Origin of the sequence: Bradyrhizobium sp. CCBAU 51753, from assembly GCF_015291565.1 — a bacterium.
Classification (GTDB): Bacteria; Pseudomonadota; Alphaproteobacteria; order Rhizobiales; family Xanthobacteraceae; genus Bradyrhizobium; species Bradyrhizobium ivorense.
Window position 1 is genome coordinate 1493226 of sequence record NZ_CP030037.1, and the last position, 23086, is coordinate 1516311.

The window sequence follows — 23086 nt, forward strand, 5'->3', positions numbered from 1 at the left end:
GCGCGGCTATTGACGGCCGTGCTGCCAATGCGCGGTGACGTCGGCGCCCGACTTGTTGAGGTGGACGTGCTGGTCGACATGATCGACCCAGGCCAGCGGAATGAAGTGATGGTGCTGACCATCGGGCGAAGACTGCTTGGTCAGCTTGATCTTGTCGGTGCCTTCCATGTGATCGACCTTGCCGACGGTCTTTTTGTCCGACGAGATCACATCCATATGTTCCCTGATATCTGCGGCACTCGCCATGCGTCGTCTCCTCGTCATGATGGAGGGGATGAAACGTTGTGCCGCGGCAAAGGTTGCTATCCCGCCGACAGTGCCAACGGCACTTGAAGAACCATTCCCGGCTACTTCTGCTCGGCCGCCGTCGATGTCGCGGGCCCTTCGCCCATGATCAGGAGCACGGTATCCTCGTCCTTGGCGCCGTCCCAATGCACCTGCTTGCCGTAATGGGTCACAAAGCTGCCGGCCGGCATCGCCACGGTGCCGTGCTCGGGGTCGAATTTCGGGCCCGAGCCCACCCACCAGGTGCCTGCAGCACCACGATGTAGCGGTCGTTGGGATGGAAGTGCGGGCGGCTGAAATGATTGCCTTTGGTCCATTTGGTGTAGACCATGTAGAAGCCGGGCTTGTCGGGATCGCCGACCACGACCGCATTCTGCGCGCCGCGCGCGTCGACCGGGCCCCACGGAATCTGGTTCGGCAGCTTGTAGGTGACGGTGGCGGGATTGAGTTCGGCCGCGGAGCTGATGCTCAGCATTCCGACAAACGCCAGCGGCATCATCAGGTATCGCCAGGAGCGGTTCGACGCCATCATCGCTTCCTCCCATCGTTATGGGCTTGGTCGGGCAATTGTCGTGCCCTGTTGCGGGGCGATGCTAGCCGCGGTCGTTCGCCGCGGGCAAGACACGCACACGCATGTCTGATCTCAGCAGGAGGCAATCAGTCACCGCATATCGCAGCTGCAATATCAAAAACGGGGATTGTCGCCGCCGCAGACGATGCTAGGTTGCGCGCCAACCAAAACACGGGAGGGCGTTCTTGATGAAGCGTTTGTCGATACTCGCAAGCTGTGTCTTGATCAGTGCAGCCGCGTTGCAATTCTCGAGTCCTGCCATCAGCCAGGACGGCTGGGTCACGCTGCTCGACAGTTCCAAGAAGGGCGATTGGGACGAGATCGGCAAGGCCAATTGGGAGATGAAGGACGGCGCGCTGGTCGCCGACAAGCTCGACGGCAAGGAGCTGTCCTATCTCGTCAGCAAGACGCAGTACAAGGACTTCCAGATCCGCGCGGAGTTCTGGACCGACGAGGACGCCAACAGCGGCATCTTCATCCGCTGCGAAGGCAACAAGACGATCGATTCCAAGGTCTGCTACGAGGTCAATATCTTCGACAAGCGGCCGGACCCGACCTATGGCACCGGCGCGATTGTCGATGTCGGCAAGGTCGATCCGATGCCGAAGGCTGCCGGCAAGTGGAACGTCTACGAGATCACCGCGCAGGGCCCGCATTTCGTCGTGACGCTGAACGGTCAGAAGACCGTCGACGCACAGGACTCCAAGCACGCCAGCGGCTACATCGCGCTGCAGTACGGCTCGGGCGTGGTCAAGTTCCGCAAGGTGCAGATCAAGCCGCTCTGAGCGCCTTGTTCGCTACCGCGCGTCAACCGCGTCGCCGCCGTCTTGGGTGCGCATGTGATGGCCGATCACCAGACCGGTCAGGCACAGCATCAGCCCGAGCGCCGGCGGCGCGAACAGCGCCTCCTCCTGAAAGATGCCGTTGACCACGATGACCAGCGTGCCGAAGGCGGCGAGCCCTTGGGTGAGAATTCCGGTTGAGGCGTAAAGCCGCCAGGCGCGCAGCGCCATGGCGAGAAAAAAGCCGAGCGGCACCACGGCCGCAATCCCCATCTGATAGAGCAGCACGCCGACGGCGCTCTCCACCGCGCCGTCCATGGTGCCGGCATTCTGTGCTGCGCTCCAGTCGATCGAGAAGTAGCCCTCGGACAGGTTGCCGCCGACGCCAAGCCCGCGCCCGATCGGGTTCTTCAGGAAGCCGTCCCAGCCGCCCATGAAGCCGATGACGTGAAAGTCGCCGATCTGCAATCCGATATAGATCGCCGCGATGGCATACAGTGCGAGCCCGACGCATCCGACGACCAGCGTGATGACAGGGCCGAGCAGCCAGGTCGCGCCCCAGGCCAGCCCCACGAAGATCACCGTGACGAGCGCGCCCTTGACGCTGCAGAGCACCAGCAGCGGGATCGCGGCGAGCGCCAGCCAGCGATGCCCGACCGAGAACAGGAACAGGATCGAGAACGCAACGCCGTAGCCGAAGCTGATCGCGCTCATGTTCGGGCCGTGGATGCGCAGGATCGATGACAGCCCGAGATCCTCGAACAGCGGGCTGTTGAGGAAGCTGAAGCGGAAGCGGTCGATCAGATCCACCGGCACGAAGCCGGTCGCGCGCATTTCGGCTTCCCAGGTCCCGGAGCGGGTCGCCTTGAGCTCGTCGAAGTGCCAGAAGGTGTAGCCGTTGGTGATCTGGAGCCAGAAATCGCGGAACAGCAGCTCGACATAGCCGCAGGCGATCAGCAGCACCGCAACGGTCACAAGGAACGGTGTGATGCGGATTTCGAACGTCGCCGCGGTCAGCAGCGCCAGCTGAAACAGAAACAGCGGGAACGCGATGTTGCGCAGATAGACGATGGCGGCGCGCGGGTCCTGCGTGGCGCCGAGCGCGCAATACAGCAGCACGGTCGCCAGCGTGATCATGCCCCATTTCATGATCCGGTCGATCTCGGGAGAATGCCTGCGCTCGCGCAGCAGGTACAGCCCGACCGTCAAAAGCCACATCACGGCGCAGAGCAGGAAGTTGTAGCCCTTGACGAACTCCATCTCCTGCTCGGTCGACAGGTATGACGACAGGATCGAGACGAACAGGTTCTGGAAGAAGATGATGAAGATCGCGACCGACGGCGCATAGGCTGGCGCCGCGAGAACGATCGCGCAGCCGACCAGGGCTTCGACCACGATGGCGAGCCCGGCATTGGCCGCCTGCAGAATCGGGACGAATGCGATCGACGCCACGGCGATGCCGAGCGCCGGGATCAGATCGTTGGCCATCAGCGGCCGCTGGGCTATCCCTGCTTGCACGAGCTCTGACCTGGAAATAACCGCCGCACGATCGATCTAGCCGCCCAATGTGTAAGACCAGGTTAACCAACTACGCCTAGCGCGTCCCGAGCAGGGCCTTGAGCACGTCGGGATCGGCCTTGCCCGAGACGGCATCGGCGAGGCCAAAACCTTGCGACAGCTCCCAATGGGTCCAGCCCCAGCACTGTTGCCTTGCGTAGGTCGTGACCGCGGCGAGCCAGCGCAGCCGGCTGTCGCGCGGGGCGCCGGCCTTGAGCACGCCGAATTCGTTGATGATGAGCGGCCGCGAATATCTTTGCTGCCAGGCGGCGGCGGGCGCCAGCCATTGGTCGACGCCGCGGTCGGGGATCGCGCGTTCCAGCATCGCGAGTGCGTTGCGCTTGTTCAGCGCAGTGAGCTGCTGCCGCAGCTGCTTGACCTGCGGGTCGTCGGCGCGGGCAGGATAGGGCAGGCCGGTGATGTCATGCAGCGGCTCGGCCGGATCCCAGTGCGCCTGATGGGTGAACACCATCGGATCGTAGAAGTGGATGGCGTAGACGACGTTGGGATCGTCGAGCGGCTTGAAGTCCGGTAGCGAATCCGCGCGCTGCCAGTTCACCGGTCCGATGATCAGCGTGGTCTGCGGCAGCAGCCGGCGAATGAACGCGGCGAGCTCGGTGGCTTCGCCCTGCCACTGCGCGGCATCGACGTCGGGCTCGTTCAACAGTTCCGCAAACACCCGATCGGCCGGATAGCGCTGCACGATCTGTGCGAGCGCGCGCCATGCGTCCTTCATCTCCTGCATCGCGCCGGTCGGATCGTCCTTGTGCAGCGCGTTGAAGCGCTCGCCGGAATGCAGGTCGACCGACACGGCGAAGCCGAGCTCGAGCAGCTCCTTCAGCGCGGCATCGACCGTGCGCAGGCGCTGTTCGCGATCCGCCGGCGTGGCAAAGCGCGGCATGACGAAGTCGGCCGGCACCGGCAGGCGGATGTGGGTGAGGCCAGCCTTGCGCAGCTCGACCAGCAGGCTGCGCGGCGGCGCCGATTGCGGAATGGCGATCCAGCCGTCGGCATTGACGCCGCGCGACAGAGCCTCGATCCGGTTCGCCGGAACGCCTTCGATCAGCGCAGGACACGCCTGCGCCGCGGCCGACAGCAGGAGGGATGCGGCGGCGATGATGGCGGGGATCGGCGGCCGGGCCATGGAATGCTCACCTCGCGTAGGTGGCGCGGCGCTCAGGCATATTGCTTGTCGTGCTGAGGGCTCGCGACGGACGGCTGCAGCTCGTTGAGCACGACACCGGCGAGCTTGCGCTCCGCGCCGCCCAGCGCCGTGATGATGTCTTCCATCGCCTCGTTGATGTCGCCATGCACCGGCAGCACCGCGACGAGCCCGTCGGCGATCTCGAACAGCTTGCGTTCGGCCGCGTCCCACGGCATTGCCGGCCCGTCCAGGATCACGAGGTCGTGGCCGCCGGCAGATCGCGCCTGCACGATCGCCTTGCGGATCGCCTCGCTGGCCTTGGCGCCGCTGCCGCCAATCGCAGGGAGGATCGCGATGCCGTTCGCGGTGTTGATGGCACGCGCGGCCTTGCTGCCGATGGTGAGCCAGTCGAGCCGGCTCGGCGCGGCCTTGCCGATATGCGCGACCTTGTCGGTCAGCGCGTGGCTGGCGCCGTCGGCGTCGATCAGCAGCACCCGGGCGCCGTCGCGTGCGGCGACCAGCGCCACGTTCAGCGCGACCATGCTGCGATCGCGATCACCGGCGGTGCCGATCACGGCCAGCACCGGTACGCCATTCGTGGGCTCCAGCGCCGCCAGCGCGGCAAGAATCTGCCGCGTCGTGTTGGAAAATGGCGCCAGCGCCGCGCTGGTGCGCAGCGTCGGCCAGCCGAACCGGGTGACGTCGGCGGCATTGCCGTCGGTCAGGATGCCGCCGAGCGTGCGCATCACGTCGGTCTCCTGCAGCTCGGCGATCAGCGGCTTGTCGAACAGCGGCTTCTCGAACGGCGGTTCGATCGGGCCGGCCGCGGGCCGCGCGGCGGGCTGCGGCGTGACGGAAGGCCTGGCTTGCGGCTTCACCGGCGCGGCGACCCGCTGCGGTTCCGGCGCCGGATCCTGCTTCGGCTGCAGCTTTGGCCGCACCGGGTCCGCGCCGGGCGCGAGCCGGCCGGCGGCAACGATCCAGGCCGCGGCGGCGAGGCCGCCGAACATGAAGCCGAGCAGCGCCAGCAGGCTCATCGCCGGCGGGAAGGTGCGCTGCTGCGGGATGGTGGCATCGCCGATCACGCGAGCGGCTGAGGTGTTGAGGCTCTCCTGCTCCTCGGTCTCGCGCGAGCGCTTGAGGAAGGCTTGATAGACCTCGCGGCTGGCCTCGACCTCGCGTTCCAGCTCGCGCAGGCGCACCGACGCCTGGCTCATCTGCACGCTCTGGCTCTTCTGCACGTCCAGCGACTTGTTCAGCGAGGCCTCGTAATCGCGCGCCCGGGTCAGATTGTTCTTGGCGGCGAGCGCGACGCGGTCGATCTCTTCCTTGATGGTCCGGCGCAAATCGTCGACCTGCTGGTCGACCTGGCGCAGCGCCGGGTGTCGCGGTCCGAGTTCGGCCTGCAACTCGGCCTGCTTCTTCTTCGCTTCGGCATATTGCGCGCGCAGATAGGCGATGCTCTGCGACTGCAGCACCTCGGGGATCGCGCCGGGATCGGCCGCGCCGCGGCGGCTGGCCTCGATCTGATCATAATTCGCCTGGGCATCGAGGGTCAGCGCCCGCGCCGCGGCCAGCCGCTGGTTGCTGGCCGAGAGCTGCTGGTCGGTGATCATGTTGTCCTGCGAGCCGACGAAATTGTTCTGCGCCTTGTAGGTCGCGAGCGCCTCTTCGGCATTGCGCAGGCGCTGCTGCAGCTCCTTCAGCCGGCCGGACAGGTCGGTGGTGGCGCGGCGGGCGGCGGCGGCCTGCGACTGCTTGGACTCGGCGAGATAGGCCTTGGCGATCGCGTTGGCGAGCATCGCGGCCTTGGCCGGCTCGCGCGACCACACGTCGATGTCGACGATGAAGGTGCGGTCGGTCTTCTTGACGTTGATATGGCGGTTGAGCGCGTCGAGCACGCCCAGTTCGAGTTGCTCGGTCTGCTCGGCGGTCGGCCTCGATTCGATGCCGAACAGGCCGAGCAGCGCGGCGAAGATACCCTTGCCCGCGCTGCCGCCGAATTCGGGATCCCTCAGCAGGTTGGTGTCGTGGATCACCTGCAGCAGCACCTTGTTGGACGTGATCAGGCGCGACTGGCTCTCGACCACCATCGCCAGGCCCGAGACGTCCTGTGCCCGCGGCGTCAGCTCGCGTTCGACCAGCTGCAGCTCGCGCGGGTCGAGATAGAGCTGGGCGCCCGCGGTGTAGCGCGGCGTCAGGCTCTTGCCGATCGCAACCGCGATGCAGGCGCAGAGCAGGGCGGCCGATATGATTGCGACCTTGCGTTGCCACAACAGCCGGATCAGGTCGGCCAGATTGAAGCCGGCCGGCGCAGCGGCCTGGCGAAGCTCCGGCTTCGGCGGGTCTATCGGCTGGTCATAGATGAGCATTGGCCCCAGCTTCCATTTCAACGGCCGCACGCGTCGGCTGAGAAGCTATCTTTCGGGCCACGCAACGCGCGCAAGACGCGGAAAGCACGCAACACGAAAAATTAACCATACGCATGCCGGGACTATTCAACAGAAAGGCAAACAAAGCGTTTAAGCGCGGGCGCATCGGAACGCCTCCGCCATCGTCAGTGCCGGGATGTTGCGCCGTGCCGCCGCTTCCAGCGCGTAGGTCATCAGGTCGGGCGAGCAGCCATAGAGGCTCGGCGCCTCGTCGACGTCGTGGCTGTAGAAAATTAACCAGCCGTTAGTGCTTGCCGCCTCGTCGAAGGCCTGCTCGATCCGCTCGCGCGAGGTCTGGCGATCGATCAGCGGCATCGCGCGCAGGAACTGGAGATCGACCTCGCCGCTGTTGACGCCCGGCACGATGCTGCGGCAGGTGCGGAATTCGGACTTCAACTGGTACTTCCGCGCGTAGGAGCCGTAGCCGAACGGATAGGCGAAGCTGTCGACCGTCATGGTCGGATCGAGCGAGTGGAGATAGGTGCGGTTGCGCGCGATCTCGCCGGCCAGCGAGGTCTCGTCGAGATCGCAGGCGCGGCGATGCGAGAAGGTGTGGCAGCCGATCTCGTGGCCGCGACGATACAGCGAGACGACGTCGTCGGCGCTTCCGGTGGCCCAGTCCGGCGCGTCGATCCCGACCAGGCCGCCCGACACGTAGAACGTGCCGCGGGCGCCGTAGGATTCCAGGATGTCGGCGCCGAGCGTCGCGGCGCTCTTCGGCAGGTCGTCAAAGGAGAAGGTCACCATCGGCGTCGCATTGTGCAAGCGGAAACGCTCCACCTGCACATGCATCGCCAGGCGGTGGCTGACCTTGACCCTTGCCTCGGACCACAGAGCATTCATGACCTGAGCTTTCGCAGGATGACATGGTAGTCGCCGTGCCGGACGTCGATCTTGCCCGGCAGCAACGCATTCATCAGCTTCGCCGCCGCGTCGATGCAGGCGGCGAGCACCGGCTTGCGCCGGCGCATCTCGGGATAGCGCGGGCTCTCGTACTTCTTGCGGTAGATCACCTGCAGCCCGTGCTTGACGGCAAACGCTTCCAGCTTGGCTGGTGTGACCAGCGGATGGAAGTGGGTCGGGAACGGCGCCTCGCCCGGCAGTCCGGCTTTCTTCTCGCCGCGGACGTAGCGGTAGAAGAACACGTGGAACCAGTGCGGCGAATATTTCGTGACGATGCCGGACAGCGATCTCGGGTTCGGCGCGCCGATCAGCAGCAGGCCGTCGGTCTTCAGCGCGTCGCAGAAGCCGCGCAGCGCGGCCTCGACATCGGGAATGTGCTCGATGACGTTGTAGCAGATGATCAGGTCGAAGCGCCCCGGCGGAAAGCGGTAGGTCTGGATGTCGCCGAGGATCGGCTCCTGCGCATAGGTGTTGTTGCGGATCTGGTCCTCGTCGATATCGACGACGGTGACATGGGCGCGGCGCAGCACTTTCAGCGGCAGATAGCTGGTCGAGCCGCCGCCGGCCTCGTAGATCGAAAGCGGCCCGGCCGGCAGCCGCGCCTCGAGGATGCTGTGCACCGTCAACAGGCTCTGCTTGGCCTCGCCCGGCGGCAGCGCGAGCAGCGACTCCGGATGGACCGCCGCGGCCGGAGCCGGCATCGTCAGATCAGCGAGTGGCGCACGACGGGAGGCAAGCGCTAGGGACTTGGTCATCGGCTCGTTCCAACATTGCTATTTACGAACTTGTTACGTACTTGGCACGGAACATGGCGAAACCGCGCTTCAACCGGCCGCGCAGTTGCGCGATGTCGAACAGCCAGCACAGCGCGGCGTAGACGGCGAGCCCCGCGGCGGCCAGCGCGATGCTGGCGGGGAGATCGGCGATGTGCAGGCCGCGGTCCAGCGCGCCGACGGTGAGCGCCATCGCAAGCGCGGCGATCACGATCAGAGCCAGCCGGCCGAGCGGGATCGGGATATGGAAGGCGAAGCGGCTGAGGATCAGGGCGCAGGCAAAGCCGGTGATGTCGGCGCCGAGCCGCGCCCACGCCGCGCCGACCGTGCCGTAATGGCTGACCAGCACGTAGGACAGGATCACGTTGGCCGCGATGATCGAGGCGGTGTTGATCAAATAGAAAGAGTTGCGCCCCGACAGCAGGAAGCTCGCATGCAGATATTGCTGGGTCAGCACCTGGAACAGCACGGCGACCGCGATAACAGGCATGATCTCGCCCGCCAGCGCGCGGAAGTCGACGCCGAGCACGATGTTGGCGATATGCGCCGCGATCACCGCAAAGCCGAGGCAGGCCGGCAGCGTGACGCCGGCGAGCAGCTCAAAGCATTCGGCAAGGTGGGTTTTGACCACGGCATCGCCCTGCTTGGCGTGGATCTGCACCGCCATCGGGAAGAACGCCGCGGCGATGCTCATCGCCGGCATCATCAGGGTCTGGCGCACCAGGTCGAGCGCGGCGACATATTTGCCGGCGTCGGCGGCGCCGATCAAATTGGCAATCATGAAACGGTCGGTCACGCTCGAGATCGCCAGCAGCGTCAGCGACACCGTCAGCGGCAGGCCGGTGCGCGCCAGCGTCGACAAATCGGCGCGATCGAAGCTGGTGATGGTGCCGCGCCACGCGCTGCGCGACTGCACCAGCACCGCAATGAGATAGGCCGCGGCCGCCGCAAGCAGCAGCAGCACGCCGGTCGGGCTGATCAGCGCCACGACGACGCCGAAGCCGAGCAGCGCGCCGGCGCGGACCAGCGTCGCCTTCATCACCGAGAGCGCCTTCAGCCGCGCGCGCAGCAGGTCTTGCGTCAGTTCGAACAGGCCGATCGCAATTGCGAGTGCGGTGGCTGCGAGCGCGGCCGAACCATCGAGCCCGACCAGGCGCGCCAGCAGCCAGGCGATCGGCGCGGTAAGGCAGCAGATCAGGTAGCCCGACACGACCAGGCCGCGGACGTCGGTGCCGTCATCGCGCGCATGGCCGCTCAGGATCAGATTGCGGAACCAGCCGACCAGGAACACGGAGATGACGGAGGCGAAGCCGACACCCAGGAGATAGACGCCATAATCATGCGGCGCGAACAGCCGCGTGAAGATGAACACGCTGAGCAGGCCGAGCAGCGCCGACAGCACGTTGGCAGTCAGATTGATGCTGGCCTGTCCGATCAGCATGATGCGGCAAACTCCGCGGCCGCGGGAGCCAGCGACGGCGCCAGGATGGCGTCGCTCTCGGCCACCACCTCGCGAATGGTCGCGACCGGCGTGCCGGAGAACGAGGCGATCGAGAATGCGACGTCGTCCTTGTCGGCGCGCCGCAGCAACCCCTTGAGCTCGTCCTTGCTCAGCGTCGGGTCGTCCCAGTAGCTGATGCATTGCGTCTTGGGCACCACGCTGTGGCGCTGCGCGGCGTCCGGATCGTTCTCGACCAGGAAGCCGTAGAGCAGATATTCGGAGAACTCGCGGGTCCGGCACAGCGCTTCGATCCAGCTGACGCCGGTCGCGGCCTCGATGCGGTCGACCATCGTCCTTGTGGTCAGCCTGTCCCAGAAGATGATGTGGCCGATGAAGTCCGGCGCCGGGAAGGGGGGCGTCGGCAGGCCGAGCAGCCGATGGCTGGTCTCCAGCCAGCGCGAATGGCGCGGCTGGTCGGCGGTGACGGCGTCCTGCATCTTCAACAGCGGAATCCGGTTCGGATATTCGAACCGCGCCAGGTCGAAGTCGCGGAAGAATACGATGTCGGAATCCAGGATGCAGAACCGCTCGTACGGCAGCGTGATGGTCGCGGCGATTTTCAGCACCTGCTGGATGTGCCAGCCATGCACCGGCTTGGTACGCAGCGACCACCAGAACTGGCGACGCTTGCGCTGGATCATGCGCGGCAGCGGCCGCAGCCAGTCGGGCAGGAAGGAAGAGGCGGGGATGATGATGCGCCGTTCGCTCGCCAGCGGCGCGAACAGCGGCAGGTCGCAGTCCGGAACCAGCAGATAATGCCTGGAGAAGGAGGTGACGTGGCGATCCACGCTCTCGCAAAGCAGCGTGCAGATTTCCAGATCGCGCCCGTAGGTCGGGGTCAGCAACGCGACAGGGTTCATCTTGTAAGCTCTCCGCCAGTACCGTGTCAGGACGGTACGTTGCAGCCCGCCGGAATGGTTGTTGGTGCCAATTCAGCAAGAACGATGCCGGAGCATTTTTGCGCGGTCGCTGATGGTTAATCAGAGAACAATGCCGGCGCGATGCATCGGTTAACGGAGGCCAAGCAACCATCCGCGCGCGTGATTTTGCCGCGCCGATCGCGTGTAGCCCGGATATTGCAGGGCTGCGGTACGATTGCCGACGCAATCGGTGCAGGTGAATGAGTATGAGAATCTGTTGGCGTTCCCGGCGGGAAAGCGGCGCGACCGGACGGGGGCGGCGCCGCGCGCCCATTTCGAAACAGCCGTGCTGTCCGCGCTGTCCGCTTTTGACACGCGCGGTGCGAGAACCGTCGGAGTGTGTGGTGCGAGTTGATATGAGCAACGGGATCACGCGAAGGGCCGTTCTGGCATTCGCCGCGCTTGCTCTGGGCAGACCATCGGCGGTGCGGGCCGCGCCGTCCCGCCGCTCGCAACTCGGACCGGGTTCCGCGCGCTTCGCCGGCGCCTTCGTCAATTGGGGCGAGACCGGCCGCGAGCATGTGCTGCAGGCGTGGGAGAAGTGGCTCAATCAGCCGCGCTCCTCGGTGTTCGGCGTCGACTTCTACGGCGAGAAGGCGTGGCAGGAATTCCATCAGTTCGCGTGGGTGCCGGCACTCTGGAACAAGCTCAACCCAGCGCGCAATTTGGTCTGGTCGGTGCCGCTCAGCTTTGCGGGCACGCCGCTCGCCGATGTCGCAGGCGGCCTGCACGATGACGATTTCGAGGCCGCCGCACGCGCGATCGCGGCTTCGCACCCAAAGGCGATCGTCCGGTTGGGCTGGGAGATGAACGTTCCCGACAGCAACTGGTTCGCCAAGGGGCAGGAGGACGACTACGTGAAGGCGTTCCGCCGCGTGGTCGGGATCTTCCGCCGGTATTCCGGCGGCTTCACCTTCGACTGGTGCCCCGGCTGGGGAGCGCAGGGCATGCCGGCGGATGCCGCCTATCCCGGCAATGATGTCGTCGACATCATCGGTCTCGACATCTACGACTTCGGGTCCGACGGCACTCCCGCGGAACGCTGGACCAACAGGTGCCTCAAGGTGCCGTTCGGCCTCGAATGGCAGCGCGATTTCGCCGCCGCGCATGGCAAGAAGATGAGCTATCCCGAGTGGGGCGTCGGCCAGGCGGGTGACAACGCTTACTTCGTGCAGCAGATGCACGACTGGTTCGCGGCCAACAAGGCCGAGATCGCCTATGCCGCCTATTTCGACGTCGACGGATTGTGGCCGACGCAGATCGACAGCGGCCGGTTTCCCAAGTCGGCGGGCCTGTTCCGAAAGCTGTTCGCGGGCTGATCGATTAAAGCAAAAGCTGAAGCCGAATCCGTTTTCCGTCATGGCCGGGCCTAGCCGTCCGAAGACGGCGTCGCTTCCGCTAAGGCAGGATGAGTTTTGGTTGAATCGGCTTCGATCTCGGTTCACCTCTCCCCGCCGGGGAGAGGTCGGCGCGTAGCGCCGGGTGAGGGCTCTTGCTCTCTCGATAGACCGTAACCCCTCACCCGATTTGCTGCGCAAATCGACCTCTCCCAAGGGAGAGGTGCACCGAAGCCGAGGCCAAACCAATCAAACCTAACTTCATCCTGCTTTAGCCTATGTCCCGGCCATCCACGTCTTCGTTGCGCGTTTGGAGCAAAGACGTGGATGCCCGGCACAAGGCCGGGCATGACGGAGCTAATGCTAAAAGCATGATGAGATTAGGTTGGTTTGGAGCGGCATCGGAGGTTCACCTCTCCCCGCCGGGGAGAGGTCGGCGCGTAGCGCCGGGTGAGGGCTCTTGCTCTCTCGATAGACCGTAACCCCTCACCCGATTTGCTACGCAAATCGACCTCTCCCAAGGGAGAGGTGCACCGAAGCCGAGGCCAAACCAATCAAACCTAACTTCATCCTGCTTTGGCCTATGTCCCGGCCATCCACGTCTTCGTTGCGCGTTTGGAGCAAAGACGTGGATGCCCGGCACAAAGGCCGGGCATGACGGAGCCAATGCTAAAGCATGATGAGATTAGGTTGGTTTGGAGCGGCATCGGAGGTTCACCTCTCCCCGCCGGGGAGAGGTCGGCGCGTAGCGCCGGGTGAGGGCTCTTGCTCTCTCGATAGACCGTAACCCCTCACCCGATTTGCTGCGCAAATCGACCTCTCCCAAGGGAGAGGTGCACCGAAGCCGAGGCCAAACCAATCAAACCTAACTTCATCCTGCTTTAGCCTATGTCCCGGCCATCCACGTCTTCGTTGCGCGTTTGGAGCAAAGACGTGGATGCCCGGCACAAGGCCGCGCATGACGGAGCTAATGCCAGGGTCTCACTCTATCAGTCTTGAGCCGGACTCTCACGCCGCCTTGGTGCCGCTCAGCAGCGTCAGGCCCATCTTCATCTTGTCCTGCAGCGTGCGCTGCGCGAGGCAGGTGAACAGGCAGAGCTTGTCGCAGCCGACGGTCTCCTTGCGGCGGGCGCGGGCTTCCTCGCTGTACCAGATTTCGCGCGCGGTCTGGGTGCGCACATTGCCGATCGGCTTGAAGAACCAGCACACTTCGAGACGGCCGTCGGAGCGGATGAAATAATTGCGCATGCCGACTCGGCACGGCATCACTTCCTTCGGCGCCTTCTCGCGGCGGAAATGGTTCGGCCAGGCCCGCAGCAAAGCCTCGCCGTTGAGGATCGGCGCGCCCGCGCGCTTCAGCCGCAGCAGCTCGTCGCGGACCTTGATCAGATCGTCCATCTCGCTCTCGCCGATCCAAAGTTCGTCCTCGACCTCCTGCGTGCCTTGCTCGACCGGCTGGAAGCTCAGCGCGGTGGCGCCGATCTCCTGGATCCAGTCGACCATTTCGGGCAGGCGGCGGAAGTTCAGCTTGTGCACCACCGGCTTGATGATGATCGGAAAATCCAGCCCCGCGGCGCGGCGCGCCTCGGCGACGTTGCGGATGCCCTGCACGATGTCGTCGAGCGAGTTCTCGATGCCGCGCGAGTAGTTGTGGATTGTCGGGTCCGTCGAGTCGATCGAGATGTTGATGTTGAACGGGTGCGCTTCGACGGTCTGCGCCACGATCTTCTTGTTGAGATAGGCGCCGCCATTGGTGGTGACGCCCCAGTGGATGTCGTTGTCGCGGCAGAACCGCAGCAGGTCGAGAAAGCCCTTCTTGATGTAGGGCTCGCCGCCCGCGAACTCGATATGATAGGCGCCGATGAACTCCTTCAGGCTGGCGAGCGCGCGCTGCCACTCCTCGATGCTCATCTCGTCGCGATAGTTGGGGCGGCGCCAGTAGTCGCAATAGCGGCATTTGTAATTGCAGCGTTCCACCACCTCCGCGAAGATCGCGGCCGGGCGGGTGACGTCGCGTCCGGTGCGCAGGTAGAGCTCTTCTGAAAATGCGTTGCGGACATGCTTGGTGCCGAGCGAGACGAGGTCGAGCGCTTTCAAGGTGAACCTCAGCTGTTGCGTGTTTTTGGGAGAACGCGTTGATCCGGCCGGTGCTGAGCAATTCGGATGCCAGCCTCGCCGCCGCGCAGACTGTCGCGGGCGCAGGCCAGTCTTTAACCCTAAGGATCCTTTAAGGGGCGCAGCGCTGATGGGGTCCGCGCCCCTGATAGGTCTATTCGCGCCGATAGATCGGCTCGTTCGCCTTCAAATTAACCTTGCGGCGAAGTCGCGGCGATGCGTGCGGCGGCTGGATCGGATTTTGCCATGAGCTCGCCGTAACGTTTGAACCGCGTCTGCATCGCGGCACAGGCCAATCAATTCGGGACGGTGATGTCCCATTCTGAGCCGTGCCGGGACGATGCATGCGGATCGGGATTGCCAGGAGGCGATGAGATGTCGATCGAGCTGCCCTTTGCCGACCGCGCCTGGGTCACCACCTCGTCTTCGCTCGACTGCACCGTCGAAACCGTGATCTGCATTCCGAGCTTTCGCCGGCCAGAGCATCTGCGCCTGACTCTGGAGTCGCTCGCGGCGCAGCGCACCGCACGCCGCTTTGCGGTGGTCGTGGTCGAGAACGACGCCGGGCGATGCGAGAGCGCGCCGGTCGCGGCCGAGTTCCTCAATTCCGGCCGGCTGCACGGCATCTGCATCGTCGAGCCGCGGCAGGGCAATTGCCGGGCGATCAACGCGGCGTTCGAGACCGCGCTCGAGAATTTTCCGCGCGCGCAAAACTTCCTGATGATCGACGACGACGAGGTGGCCTCTCCGGATTGGCTGGAGCGCATGGTGCGCGCAGCCGAAACTTCCGGCGCCGCCGTCATCGGCGGGCCGGTGTGGCCGAATTTCGCCGACAAGCACAAGGGCGGTCTCAAGCGTCATCCGGCATTTGCGCCGGCCTATCATGAGAGCGGCCCGGTTCCGGTGATCTATGGCTGCGGCAATTGCCTGATCCGGCGCGCGGTGTTCGAGCGGCTCGGCCAGCCGGCCTTCGACTTGCGCTTCAACTTCCTCGGTGGCGGCGACCATGATTTCTTCGCCCGGGCGCGTCGCGCGGGCTTCGGCTTCTACTGGGTCGTCGAGGCTGCGATCAGCGAGACGGTGCCGCAGAGCCGCACCAATCTCGGCTGGATCGTGCGGCGCGGCCTGCGGATCGGCGCGATCAACTATCACATCGAAAGCAAGGCGGCGCGGACGGTGTGGTCGCGCGCGGCCGTGAAGGCGAAGATGTTCGGCCTGGTGCCGTTCTCGCTGTTTCGCTTCGCGCGCATCGTGCTGCGCGAGCATCAGGCCGTGATCGCGATGCATCCGATGGTGGTCGCCGTCGGCAGCGCGCTGGCGGTGCTCGGCATCGAGCCGCAGCCCTACGCGGCCTCCAAGATCGCGTCGTGAGCGATCTTCCGATCACCGCGGAAGGCCGGGCATTGGTCGCCGGCATCGCGCGCCGGCCGGTGCTGGATATCGTCCGCGGCGCACTGTTCATCGGCATCCTGCTCCTGGTCTGGATCTCGCTGCGGCCGTTCCCGGACCTCAGCGGGTTCTATCTCAGCGACGTGACCGCGGGCGGCGACGCGTTCCTCTACGGCCTGTTCGGCGTGCTGATGGTGGTGATGCTGGCTCTGACCGTCAGCGACAACATGCCGGCGCTGAAATCGCTGCTGACCCCGGCCTTCCTGCTGTTCGCGGGCTGGATCTGCGTCACCGTCGTGCTGTCGTTCGATCCGGCGACATCGCTGCGCCGGCTGTCGCTCTCGGTGTTCGTGGTCGTGGTGGCGGCGACCATTTTGCTGCTGCCGAAGTCGCAGGACCAATTGCTGCGCTGGTGCGGCATCGCCGCGCTGGTGCTGCTCGCGACCTGTTATCTCGGCGTGCTGCTGGCGCCGCATCTGTCGATCCACCAGGCCGGCGACCCGCAGGAGCCGGCGCTCGCCGGCCACTGGCGCGGCGTGTTCGGTCACAAGAACGTCGCAGCCGCGATGATGGCGATGCTGCTGTTCCTCGGCATCGCGCTGACCAGGGTCGGCGGATGGCTGGCGGGTATCGCCGTGTCGGGGCTTGCGGCGGTCTTCCTGTTTTGCACCGCTGGCAAGAGTTCGATGGCGCTTTGCGTCGCGGTGCTGCTGCTGACTTCGCTGATGCCGCTGGTTCGTTCGCTGTGGGGCCGGGCATTGCTGCTGCTGACGCCGCTGGTGCTGCTCAATCTTTTGGGCGTCGGTACCGTCATGAGCGATACGCTCGATGCGATCGCGAGCCGGCTGCCGCTCGATACCTCCTTCACCGGCCGCGCCGACATCTGGGAGTTCGCCTTTGACTCGCTGCGCCGGCGGCTGTGGACCGGATACGGCTTCGAGTCGTTCTGGGGCAGCAGCGCGATCCAGAACCTGCAGGAGGGCAAGGAGTGGGCCGCCCTGGCCTCGCACAGCCACAACGGCTACCTCGACATCGCGCTCGGCACCGGGCTGCCCGGGCTCGCGCTCCTGATCGCGGCGATCGTGATCAAGCCGCTGCGCGATTTCCAGGCCGCCGATCAGGGCGGCAATGCCGGCCCGCTGGCGATGCTGTTTCTGCGCATCTGGCTGTTCGGACTCTATCTTTCGGCGATGGAGAGCTTCTTCCTCGACCGCGCGGACACGATCTGGGTGACGTTCCTGATCTCCGTGTTCGGGCTGCACTATCTCGCCCGGTTCCGGATGCGGAGCTAGGGCGTGTACTCACAAATTCGCCATGTCGGCTCGCCGAGTGCGTTGGACGGATGCAGCTAATTCGAGTGCCGGCGAGCCACGCGCATCGAACCGCACCGATTCCACGATGCATCTGTGAGGCGTGCTGCGCGAGCCGCCCCAGGTCCGCGCCTCGCGCTTCGTTTTCACTCGCAGTTCGGCGGCGAGCGCTGCGCGCCGCCGCGGTCGCCCGTGAAGCAGCGTCCGAAATCCGGGTCACGCTCGAGTCTAAACAGGACGCGGGCCGCGATCGCGGTGTCGGCGAAGTCGGAGAACACGCCGTCGATGCCGAGCCGATAGAACTGCAGATATTCATTCACGGGGTTGCCTTGGTAGTCCGAGACCAGGCGCTTTTGCTCGTTGCGGAAGGTCCACATGTGCACCAGCAGGCCGACCTTGTGCGCGCGCTCGATCAGGTCGCCCGCCGGCAGGAGCTTGCGGCTCGCCTCGCCCGGACCGGGCAGACCGGCGGCCGTCGAGCTGACAACGTAGCGCTTCCACGGACCGATGCCGTCGGCGTAGCTCTTGATCTCCTGCAGTCCGGCGTCGGTGGCGAAGTAGCCGAAAGTGCGCGCGAGCAGGCGCGGGTTGCGCGAGGCGGTCCAGTCGTAGGGCCGGTCGAACGGCGCGGTGTAATCGAGGCTGCCGTCGGCATTCACGTCGTTCGCGTCGACCAGCTGGATCAAGCGGACCGGCGTCATCCTGCGCAGCTCCATCAGGTTGCTCTGCTCGAACGACTGGATGAAGACTGGTGCGTCGCGGCGGCTCCAGCCGGCCTGTGCCAGCACTTGCACCAGCCGCTGCTCGAGCGGAAGGCCGATTGACTTGTGGTAGGTCGGGTGCTTGGTCTCCGGGTAGATGCCGATGGTGCGGCCGTTCTCCCCGCTCTTGCGCTTGACGAGCGCGATGATCTCCTCAAGCGTCGGTATCTCGAACTTGCCGTTGAACTGCTGCGGCCGGTCGGCGAAGTCCTGCACGCGGCGCAGCCGCTTGATCTCGACCAGCGAGAAGTCGGAGGCGAAGAACCCGGTCTCGGCCGCGCCGTCGATGACGACGGTGCGCCGGCGCGAGGCGTACTCCGGCCGGCTCGCCACGTCGGTGGTTGCGATGAGGTTGGGCTCGTGGCTGGCAATGAGATGCCCGTCCCTGGTGGCTACCAGGTCCGGCTCGATGAAGTCGGCGCCCAGTTCGATCGCGAGGGCGTAGCCCTCCAGCGTGTGCGCCGGCAGATAGCCGTGCGCGCCGCGGTGACCGATCACGAGCGGCTTGCGGAATTTGATATCGTCGCGGTCCCCGGCGGTCGAGTACGCCGGACAAAGAGCCAAGATTGCCGCGGCGAGCGCGAGGCCACGCGCAAGAAACCCCACTTTCATGTTATTCCCCCCATGGTTGATTGCGGGGCGCACGCTACGCGCGAGGAGTGACGCTGGGATGACCGACAGCTGTCGCGTGCAAGCGTCGAGCATGTCCTCAACCCGGCCACCCAGCGCCGTTTCGATAGACACTCGATCATCGGCTGAACGTCTCCAACCCTTAGCCAATGCGAAGGATCAAACGGCGCACTGGCTCGGTATTGGCGGCCGTTTTCACACAGCCAGGGTCAAAACCGGTAAGGCTCAGGTCGAGCACAAGATTTCTGCTTCACCCCCGAACACCGACATTGGAGCGGACATCATTGAGCGCTGCTTCGGGCCAAAACCGACATCGCTGCTCCCCGCTACCACACATAGATCAATGCAATCACAAAGGAATTAAACCGGCGATGCAACTTATGGTAAGCTGTGCCAAATAAGCGGCTTTGGGAAGCGCTGCTGATCAACCAACCCATATGAATGGAGCTTCAACATGACGATCGATGCCGGCGGCGCAGTTGAGATCGAAGCGTCGAGAATTAAGCTCCTCGGCATCGCGGTACTCGGGTTCGTCATGACGGCGCTTTCGACGGCGATGGCCCTTCGGTTGTTTCCTAAGGTTCAGCCCGGCAGCTTTGCCGAATTCTGCGGTTATGTTGGTGTGCTGTTCTTCACCGCTTGTACATTGCTTGCGGGGTGGAGAGCAGTCACAACCCACGGCCCAGTGGTCACTATCACACGGGATGGGATTCGGGATAGCCGCCTAGCGACCGAGCTTATTCCGTGGAACGTCGTCAAAGACATCAGAGTCTGGGAGCACCGGCGACAACGATTTATGGTGCTCGTGATCGATCCAGCGATCGAGGCGGGGCTCGGTCTCACCCGGCTTGCGCGCTGGTCGCGAGACGCCAATCGTGCGCTCGGCGTTGACGGCCTCTGCGTAGGGTCAAATGACCTCAAAGTCGGTTTCGACGAGTTGCTAGCGACAAGCTTGGCTTTTGCGCGCGCTTGGCAACTGCGAGCGGGAGTAACACGGACCTATGCGGTTGCCGAAGAAGGCAGATAAGTCGAAGCCCGCACGCGTTCAAATAATCTTAGCTATGGTCGTTCCGAAATTTCGGAATATTGGAAGATTACCCCTGACTTGCCCGACGTGTCAAGCGGCGTCTGGTCGAGCGCCGGCAGCCGCCGGCTACTTTGCATGGGGTTGTTTTGTCGATAATGGCGCGCGCCCCTGCGGCGGCGAGTTCCCGAGCGAATCCTTCACAGCTGAGCGCGGATCGCCTTCGCCACGTCGCCCCACCAGCCGTCGAAGTCGAACGGCACCGCCACCGTCGGCCGCTTCAGCGCCGCGACGATCCGGTCGGCATAGGCGGCGCTGTCGGCGTCGCGCGGCACCAGTTGGACGGCGCCGCGGTCGATCAGCTCCTTGAAGCGCGGATGGTGGTCGAATTCGTCCGGCAGCGCCGGGCCGGTGGCGATCAGCGGCCGGCCGGACTGCACGCAGGCCAGCACGCTCGAGCGCCGCGCGGTCAGGCCCTCGTTGAGCGGATAGCAGAACACATCGACTTCGCTGAGCAGGCCGAACACCTCGTGATCGGAGCCGATATAGCCAGAGACGATCACGTCACCCTTCAACCCGAGCTCGGCAACCCGTGCGTCGAATTTCTGCTCGATATTGTCGACGCCGCGGATGAAAGAGCCGATGTAGATGACCAGCGGCCGCAACCCGCGCTGCTTCAGGATCGCGCCGATCGCCAGCAGCGCGTTCGGCTGCTTGCCCGGATAGAGCGAGCCGAAATGGCCGATGATGAGCCGGCCGTCGCCGCGCGCGGCAACGAGTCGCTGCAGCAGCATCGAGTCGGCGATGCCGGCCGGCGCCGCGATGTTCGGCGGCAGCGGCGCCAGCACGCATTTCCGCAGCATGCCGCGCATCAGGCGATCGTCGGCGAGTTCCCGGCGCACCAGCGGCGAGAACATCACGATGCTGCTGGCGAGCCACAGCGCCGGGATGTAGGTCAGCCGGCGCAGCGTGTTGAGGCCGGCCCATTCGTGCTGGATCAGGACAACCTTGCGCCGCCGCAGCCGCGCGAACAGCAGCGCCAGCAGCGGCCGCACGATCACCCGCTTCCAGGCCACGATCGGGAAATTGCAGACCACGCTGTCGGCGCTGCCGACCGCGCGCCAGATCTCGGCAATTGTTCCGTCGCTCTGGGTCAGGGTTAACGCCGTGCTAGCGCCGGGCTCGATCTTCTCGAGCGTCGCCTGCGCGAGGCGTGTGAACTGCCCGACGCCGCATTGCATCTGCGGCCCGGCGTCGAGAAACAGCGCCCGATATCGGGATTTTTGCGTCATCGTGCCTGTTAACGGTTCTCGTTGGCCGGGTCCGGCGACGCGGTTAGCCATATCGCCGAGACATTAGCTTCCGGTAAGCGGCGTCGCATACAGGGCGGCACCGATCTTGCCAATCCCTAGCTCAAAGCCATCCGCACGTCCCGGAACGGGACATCGGATGAAGCGAAATGGCGCAGCACCAGGAGCGCGACAATGACGACAGGCCGGATCTTCACCAACTGGGACGACAAGCATTCCAAGCTGTGGGGCCATGCGCCGATCCGGCTCGAGCACGCCATGCACAAGCAGCCGGCGTTCTCGATGGATGACCTCGCCAAGCTGATCGAGCATTACCCGCGCGAGCATTACAGCCTGGTCAAGACCGGCGCCAAGGGATCGAGCCGGGTCTGGCGCGAGGGCGAGATCGGCAGGCTGCGCGGCCGCCAGGTGATCGAGGCGATCTCGCGCGGCGGGCTGTGGCTCAATCTGCGCAACGTCACCGCGGTCGATCGCCGCTACCGCGACATGATCGAGCAGATGTTCGGCGAGATCGCCGCCAAGGTGCCGGGCTTCGACGCGCCGACGCACCAGGCCGGCATTCTGATCTCGTCGCCCGACGCGCAGGTCTATTACCACGCCGATCTGCCGGGGCAGGGGCTGGTGCAGATTTCCGGCCGCAAGCGGGTCTACATCTATCCCAACACCAAGCCGTTCATCCGGCCCGAGCACCTCGAAAACATCGCGCTGTTCGATGTCGAGGTCGATATCCCCTACGAGCCCTGGTACGACTGGCACGCGAAGGTGATCGATCTCGAGCCCGGCCAGATGCTGAACTGGCCGCTCAATGCGCCGCACCGGGTCGAGAATCTCGATACGGTGAACATCTCGATGACGATCTCCTATGTGAACGACGACATCCGCCGCGCCCAGATCCTGCATTTGGCCAACGGCATGCTGCGGCACAGATTCGGTTACGCGCCGCGCAGCCGCAGCATCCGCGGTCCGGTGTTCTTCGCCAAGCAGGTGATGCAGAAGCTGCTGCGCGACGGCAAATGGGTGAAGCGCGAGCGCGCGGTGCGGCGCGCGATCGATTTCCGTCTCGACGAGACCGATCTCGGCAAGATCGTCGATCTGCCGAAGCCGGCCCTGGAAGCAGCGTGAGTCGTGGCGCGGGACGCAGGTGCTGACATGACGGTGCTGACGACGGCGGCCGAAAAATTCGGGGCGCGGGCATCCTCCGACGCGGTCGGCTTCCGCGTCGAGCTGGTTTCCGATTGGGCGCAGGCGGTGGCGCGCTGGGGCACGTTCGATCCGCCGACCGCGTTCCAGCATCCGCAATGGTATGCGTCGTGGTATCGGGCCTTCGCGGCGACCGACGGCGTCGATCCGCTGATCGCCGTCGTGACCGATGCATCGAGCGGCGAGCGCGCGGCGTTGCTGCCGCTGATCCGCCACCGGCAGGGCCGCCTCCGCGTCGTGGAATTCGCCGACCTCAATCTCACCGATTTCAACGCGCCGTTGCTCGGCCCGGCCGCCCCTCGCGACGTCACCGCAGCACGGCGGCTGTGGCGCGATCTGCAGGCCGCGCTGCGCAAATCGAACGGCGGTGCGGATATCATCCGTCTGCGCAAGATGCCGCCAAGGCTCGCCGCGCGCCCCAATCCGCTGGCGCTGCTCGACGGCGCCGGCCCGTCGCTCGTCAACGGCAATCTGCTCACCATGGGTGACGATCACGAGGCCTGGCGGTACGAGCTCGACAGGAAGGTTCGCAAGGAACTGGGCCGGAGCTGGCGCGTATTCACGCGCGACCCGTCCGCCGCCTTCAAGGTCGCGACCGATACCGACGAGGCACTGGGGTTGCTCGCGGTAACGGAGGTGCAGCAGGGCACGCGGCTGGAGGGTCTCGGGATCAACTACGCGCTCAACAACGCGGATTGCGCCGCCTTCTACCGCGACCTCGTGCGCGAAGGCACCGATCGCGGCTATGCGCTGATGACCGCGCTCACGGCCGGCGACGAGGTGGTAGCGACGCTGCTCGGTATCCGCACCGGCGCGCGCTACGTCATGATCCGCATCAGCAATGCGGGCGAGAAATGGTCGACCTGCTCGCCGGGCCGGCTGATCATCGACCGCACCATCGCAGCGCTGCACAAGGATGGCGTGCGCGAGTTCGATTTCTCGATCGGCAATTACAGCTACAAGCGGCGCTTCGGTCCGCAGCGGACGCCGCTGGTCGATGTCAGCTCATTCCTGAGCTGGCGCGGCCGGCCGCACGCCCTGCGCGACCGCGCGGTGCTGGCGCTGCGCCGCTATCCAAAGCTCACCGCGCGGCTGAAGCAGGCGCTCGGCAAGACGGCGCCGTCGCGCGAAGAGGACTGAGC

Annotated in this window: 20 protein-coding genes; 7 read left to right on the forward strand and 13 right to left on the reverse strand. The window is 65.1% G+C overall.

The features are described from left to right. Nucleotides 1-6: 6 nt before the first annotated feature. The 3 genes from XH93_RS06830 to XH93_RS06835 all read right to left on the reverse strand — a co-directional run bounded on the left by XH93_RS06830 (nucleotide 7) and on the right by XH93_RS06835 (nucleotide 814). A complete protein-coding gene (locus XH93_RS06830) occupies nucleotides 7-246 on the reverse strand; it encodes a DUF2171 domain-containing protein (protein WP_139863509.1) in 240 nt (79 codons plus the stop codon). Nucleotides 247-347: 101 nt separating this feature from the next. Then, nucleotides 348-482, reverse strand: a complete 135-nt coding sequence (locus tag XH93_RS42675; RefSeq protein WP_256436596.1) for a hypothetical protein — start codon at nucleotides 480-482, stop codon at nucleotides 348-350. Then, nucleotides 455-814 (reverse strand): hypothetical protein, encoded by a 360-nt coding sequence (locus XH93_RS06835; RefSeq protein WP_210340448.1) that lies wholly within the window; start codon nucleotides 812-814, stop codon nucleotides 455-457. The genes XH93_RS42675 and XH93_RS06835 overlap by 28 nt, the downstream gene beginning before the upstream one ends. 230 nt (nucleotides 815-1044) lie before the next feature. Here XH93_RS06835 and XH93_RS06840 point away from each other — a divergent pair, with 230 nt between their 5' ends. After that, nucleotides 1045-1641 carry a DUF1080 domain-containing protein gene (locus XH93_RS06840; RefSeq protein WP_194472920.1) on the forward strand — a complete coding sequence of 199 codons (597 nt, stop codon included), beginning with the start codon at nucleotides 1045-1047 and terminating at the stop codon, nucleotides 1639-1641. 12 nt (nucleotides 1642-1653) lie between these two features. Here the strand turns inward: XH93_RS06840 and XH93_RS06845 are convergent, their stop codons facing one another. From XH93_RS06845 to XH93_RS06875, 7 genes are all read right to left on the reverse strand, one after another. Further along, a complete protein-coding gene (locus tag XH93_RS06845) occupies nucleotides 1654-3126 on the reverse strand; it encodes a hypothetical protein (RefSeq protein ID WP_194472921.1) in 1473 nt (490 codons plus the stop codon). Nucleotides 3127-3232: 106 nt separating this feature from the next. Beyond that, entirely contained in the window at nucleotides 3233-4339 is a 1107-nt protein-coding gene (locus XH93_RS06850) for a glycoside hydrolase family 5 protein (protein ID WP_194472922.1), read from the reverse strand. Between the two features lie 32 nt (nucleotides 4340-4371). Next, complete coding sequence (locus tag XH93_RS06855; RefSeq protein WP_194472923.1) at nucleotides 4372-6711, reverse strand: GumC family protein; 2340 nt, start codon at nucleotides 6709-6711, stop codon at nucleotides 4372-4374. A gap of 150 nt (nucleotides 6712-6861) precedes the next feature. Further along, the gene (locus tag XH93_RS06860) at nucleotides 6862-7614 is read right to left on the reverse strand and encodes a polysaccharide deacetylase family protein (protein ID WP_246799499.1); all 753 of its coding nucleotides are present in this window, start codon (nucleotides 7612-7614) and stop codon (nucleotides 6862-6864) included. Beyond that, nucleotides 7611-8429: a bifunctional 2-polyprenyl-6-hydroxyphenol methylase/3-demethylubiquinol 3-O-methyltransferase UbiG gene (locus XH93_RS06865; protein WP_246799500.1), complete on the reverse strand. Its 819-nt coding sequence runs from the start codon at nucleotides 8427-8429 to the stop codon at nucleotides 7611-7613. The genes XH93_RS06860 and XH93_RS06865 overlap by 4 nt, the downstream gene beginning before the upstream one ends. 22 nt (nucleotides 8430-8451) lie before the next feature. Further along, complete coding sequence (locus XH93_RS06870; protein ID WP_194472924.1) at nucleotides 8452-9888, reverse strand: lipopolysaccharide biosynthesis protein; 1437 nt, start codon at nucleotides 9886-9888, stop codon at nucleotides 8452-8454. Further along, the gene (locus XH93_RS06875; protein WP_194472925.1) at nucleotides 9882-10808 is read right to left on the reverse strand and encodes a DUF6492 family protein; all 927 of its coding nucleotides are present in this window, start codon (nucleotides 10806-10808) and stop codon (nucleotides 9882-9884) included. The genes XH93_RS06870 and XH93_RS06875 overlap by 7 nt, the downstream gene beginning before the upstream one ends. 416 nt (nucleotides 10809-11224) lie before the next feature. Between XH93_RS06875 and XH93_RS06880 the strand changes: the two genes are divergently transcribed. After that, nucleotides 11225-12187, forward strand: coding sequence for a hypothetical protein (locus tag XH93_RS06880; RefSeq protein ID WP_194472926.1), 963 nt, complete (start codon nucleotides 11225-11227; stop codon nucleotides 12185-12187). A 1026-nt stretch (nucleotides 12188-13213) separates the two neighbouring features. Here XH93_RS06880 and XH93_RS06885 read toward each other — a convergent pair. After that, nucleotides 13214-14302 (reverse strand): radical SAM protein, encoded by a 1089-nt coding sequence (locus XH93_RS06885; RefSeq protein ID WP_194472927.1) that lies wholly within the window; start codon nucleotides 14300-14302, stop codon nucleotides 13214-13216. A 393-nt stretch (nucleotides 14303-14695) separates the two neighbouring features. Here XH93_RS06885 and XH93_RS06890 point away from each other — a divergent pair, with 393 nt between their 5' ends. Further along, nucleotides 14696-15691 (forward strand): glycosyltransferase family 2 protein, encoded by a 996-nt coding sequence (locus tag XH93_RS06890; RefSeq protein WP_194472928.1) that lies wholly within the window; start codon nucleotides 14696-14698, stop codon nucleotides 15689-15691. After that, nucleotides 15688-17001, forward strand: coding sequence for an O-antigen ligase (locus tag XH93_RS06895; protein WP_194472929.1), 1314 nt, complete (start codon nucleotides 15688-15690; stop codon nucleotides 16999-17001). The genes XH93_RS06890 and XH93_RS06895 overlap by 4 nt, the downstream gene beginning before the upstream one ends. A 164-nt stretch (nucleotides 17002-17165) precedes the next feature. On the opposite strand, the gene XH93_RS06900 is transcribed toward XH93_RS06895, so the two are convergent. Next, the gene (locus XH93_RS06900) at nucleotides 17166-18524 is read right to left on the reverse strand and encodes a glycerophosphodiester phosphodiesterase (protein WP_210340449.1); all 1359 of its coding nucleotides are present in this window, start codon (nucleotides 18522-18524) and stop codon (nucleotides 17166-17168) included. A 340-nt stretch (nucleotides 18525-18864) separates the two neighbouring features. Here XH93_RS06900 and XH93_RS06905 point away from each other — a divergent pair, with 340 nt between their 5' ends. Then, nucleotides 18865-19437 (forward strand): STM3941 family protein, encoded by a 573-nt coding sequence (locus XH93_RS06905; RefSeq protein ID WP_194472930.1) that lies wholly within the window; start codon nucleotides 18865-18867, stop codon nucleotides 19435-19437. A 197-nt stretch (nucleotides 19438-19634) separates the two neighbouring features. Here the strand turns inward: XH93_RS06905 and XH93_RS06910 are convergent, their stop codons facing one another. Then, a complete protein-coding gene (locus XH93_RS06910; protein ID WP_194472931.1) occupies nucleotides 19635-20726 on the reverse strand; it encodes a glycosyltransferase family 4 protein in 1092 nt (363 codons plus the stop codon). Between the two features lie 192 nt (nucleotides 20727-20918). Here XH93_RS06910 and XH93_RS06915 point away from each other — a divergent pair, with 192 nt between their 5' ends. Together XH93_RS06915 and XH93_RS06920 are read left to right on the forward strand one after the other, a co-directional pair. Continuing rightward, complete coding sequence (locus XH93_RS06915; protein WP_194472932.1) at nucleotides 20919-21866, forward strand: cupin-like domain-containing protein; 948 nt, start codon at nucleotides 20919-20921, stop codon at nucleotides 21864-21866. Between the two features lie 27 nt (nucleotides 21867-21893). Continuing rightward, nucleotides 21894-23084, forward strand: a complete 1191-nt coding sequence (locus XH93_RS06920; protein ID WP_194472933.1) for a GNAT family N-acetyltransferase — start codon at nucleotides 21894-21896, stop codon at nucleotides 23082-23084. The last annotated feature ends 2 nt before the right edge of the window (nucleotides 23085-23086 follow it).

Coding starts and splice junctions, on each gene's coding strand:
- XH93_RS06860 (WP_246799499.1), bottom strand. CDS start 7,614: ATGAATGCTCTGTGGTCCGAGGCAAGGGTCAAGGTCAGCCACCGCCTG.
- XH93_RS06875 (WP_194472925.1), bottom strand. CDS start 10,808: ATGAACCCTGTCGCGTTGCTGACCCCGACCTACGGGCGCGATCTGGAA.
- XH93_RS06905 (WP_194472930.1), top strand. CDS start 18,865: ATGACGATCGATGCCGGCGGCGCAGTTGAGATCGAAGCGTCGAGAATT.
- XH93_RS06920 (WP_194472933.1), top strand. CDS start 21,894: ATGACGGTGCTGACGACGGCGGCCGAAAAATTCGGGGCGCGGGCATCC.
- XH93_RS06830 (WP_139863509.1), bottom strand. CDS start 246: ATGGCGAGTGCCGCAGATATCAGGGAACATATGGATGTGATCTCGTCG.
- XH93_RS06865 (WP_246799500.1), bottom strand. CDS start 8,429: ATGACCAAGTCCCTAGCGCTTGCCTCCCGTCGTGCGCCACTCGCTGAT.
- XH93_RS06855 (WP_194472923.1), bottom strand. CDS start 6,711: ATGCTCATCTATGACCAGCCGATAGACCCGCCGAAGCCGGAGCTTCGC.
- XH93_RS06835 (WP_210340448.1), bottom strand. CDS start 814: ATGGCGTCGAACCGCTCCTGGCGATACCTGATGATGCCGCTGGCGTTT.
- XH93_RS06890 (WP_194472928.1), top strand. CDS start 14,696: ATGTCGATCGAGCTGCCCTTTGCCGACCGCGCCTGGGTCACCACCTCG.
- XH93_RS06910 (WP_194472931.1), bottom strand. CDS start 20,726: ATGACGCAAAAATCCCGATATCGGGCGCTGTTTCTCGACGCCGGGCCG.
- XH93_RS06880 (WP_194472926.1), top strand. CDS start 11,225: ATGAGCAACGGGATCACGCGAAGGGCCGTTCTGGCATTCGCCGCGCTT.
- XH93_RS06850 (WP_194472922.1), bottom strand. CDS start 4,339: ATGGCCCGGCCGCCGATCCCCGCCATCATCGCCGCCGCATCCCTCCTG.
- XH93_RS06870 (WP_194472924.1), bottom strand. CDS start 9,888: ATGCTGATCGGACAGGCCAGCATCAATCTGACTGCCAACGTGCTGTCG.
- XH93_RS06845 (WP_194472921.1), bottom strand. CDS start 3,126: ATGGCCAACGATCTGATCCCGGCGCTCGGCATCGCCGTGGCGTCGATC.
- XH93_RS06840 (WP_194472920.1), top strand. CDS start 1,045: ATGAAGCGTTTGTCGATACTCGCAAGCTGTGTCTTGATCAGTGCAGCC.
- XH93_RS06915 (WP_194472932.1), top strand. CDS start 20,919: ATGACGACAGGCCGGATCTTCACCAACTGGGACGACAAGCATTCCAAG.